This window comes from Streptomyces sp. NPDC101166 (assembly GCF_044768125.1).
Lineage (GTDB): Bacteria > Actinomycetota > Actinomycetes > Streptomycetales > Streptomycetaceae > Streptomyces.
Genome location: NZ_JBIWPF010000102.1, coordinates 1 through 1,503 on the forward strand (window position 1 = coordinate 1; position 1,503 = coordinate 1,503).

The following is a 1,503-nucleotide window of genomic DNA, read 5'->3' on the forward strand; positions in this document are numbered from 1 at the left end:
CCAGGCCATGGCGAGCATGGACAAGGTAATGTGGGCATACCAGGCGCGGACCTGGTAGTGATCAAGCCCGGCTTCGCCTTTGGCCTGGTGGAACGCTTCTTCGATGTGCCAGCGCCGGGAAGCCCATCGCCCCAGGACAGTTCGATCGGCGGCCCACTGTTGTGGTCGGCGAGCGAGCCATGGCCGCACTGCCGCGAGAACTCCCACCACACAGGACCGCTCCCGCTGATGTCGCTGACAGACGCCCGGCTGCGGCGGCGCATCGACTTGGCCGAAGAAGACAAGGAGTGATCCATCCGCAAGAGGTGATCGAATACTCGAGCTCGGGCGGGAGATGCGGGAACGACTGGACCGGTGGGCCATCGACGAGCTCGGCGTCGAGTCCGCCCCCCTGCCCCACCTGCGGCACCCCGACCGAGCCGCTGCTGACGATCTCCGGCGCGGAGTGGTCCTTCGACGTCCACCACTGGATCCCGTACGAGGACCAGGGCGCCAACCTCGCGTGGGGTCCTGTACAAGGCGACCCATGGGTGGTGAGCACAATCCTGCTCCCGATATGTCCATCGGGAGATGTCACTGCTGGTCGTTATGGTCACCGCATGATCGACCCTGCTGTGCGCAATTTCGACAAGGTGTGGACTCGTTTTCTCAGTCGACTTGGCATGTACTCGCCTACTGCCGTCTCGACCCTGCGACCCGGTGCCACCGCAGAGCAGATCGCGCACCTGGAGGCCGTCCTCGGTTTCGCGCTGCACCCAGATGTCGGGGCGCTGCTCGAACGACACAACGGAACCGAGTATGCCGAATACGGGGGCTCCGCCGAAGGCGCCGACTTCCTGCCGTCGGGCTACATGCTCGACTCGATCGACCAGATCCTCGCCGGTCACCAACAGCGAATGGACCTCAGCGCGCAGACTCGCGCATTGGGTTCGAGCGAGGACGACGACCTCTACGCCCATGCCTACCAATGGGTTCCGATCGCACACTCCATCTCCGCCGCCATATTGCTGGTCGAGCACCGACCCGGACCGTCCTACGGTCACGTCATCAGCTTGGGTATCGGCTCGGGCGATTTCGAAGGCACCAAGTGGGCCGACACACCGCTCGAGTTCTTCGACGCCCTGACCGACTCCCTCAACACCCGTAGGCCCTTCCATGACGAGACCCCCGGAGTGCGGGAGTCGGACAGCACCGGAGAGATCCTGATGTACTGGGAGCAGCCAGCGGGCGATCTCCCGGAGGACCCTTTCCCCCGGGCGTGGTATTTCGAGTGAGACCGCGGAAGGCCCGGATCTCCATTGTGCCGCGTGACGTCACCGTTGGTCGATGATCGGCGGCGGATTCAACCAGCACAGCCACGAGGAACCGGTCCTGCCCCAATAGACTCGGCATGGCGCAGGAAAGCGCAGTTCAGGACCGCCCTTGGGGATTGGGGCGGCGAGCTTGCGGCGGTTGGGGTCGACGGTGGGGGCAGGTGCTGGGCGGGGTGGCCGGGACTTTCGC

At 64.9% G+C, this 1,503-nt stretch carries 1 protein-coding gene and 1 pseudogene; one reads left to right on the forward strand and one right to left on the reverse strand.

Annotated features, from left to right (window positions below):
- Positions 1-141 (reverse strand): annotated as a pseudogene (locus ACIRS4_RS36720) (IS701 family transposase); the annotation flags it as partial.
- A 458-nt stretch (positions 142-599) separates the two neighbouring features.
- On the opposite strand from ACIRS4_RS36720, the gene ACIRS4_RS36725 reads away from it, so the two are divergent.
- The gene (locus ACIRS4_RS36725) at positions 600-1,274 is read left to right on the forward strand and encodes an SMI1/KNR4 family protein (RefSeq protein WP_404204377.1); all 675 of its coding nucleotides are present in this window, start codon (positions 600-602) and stop codon (positions 1,272-1,274) included.
- Positions 1,275-1,503 lie beyond the last annotated feature (229 nt).

Bases quoted from the DNA above. Each gene is read 5' to 3' on its own strand.
- ACIRS4_RS36725 (WP_404204377.1), top strand. From the start codon at position 600: ATGATCGACCCTGCTGTGCGCAATTTCGACAAGGTGTGGACTCGTTTT.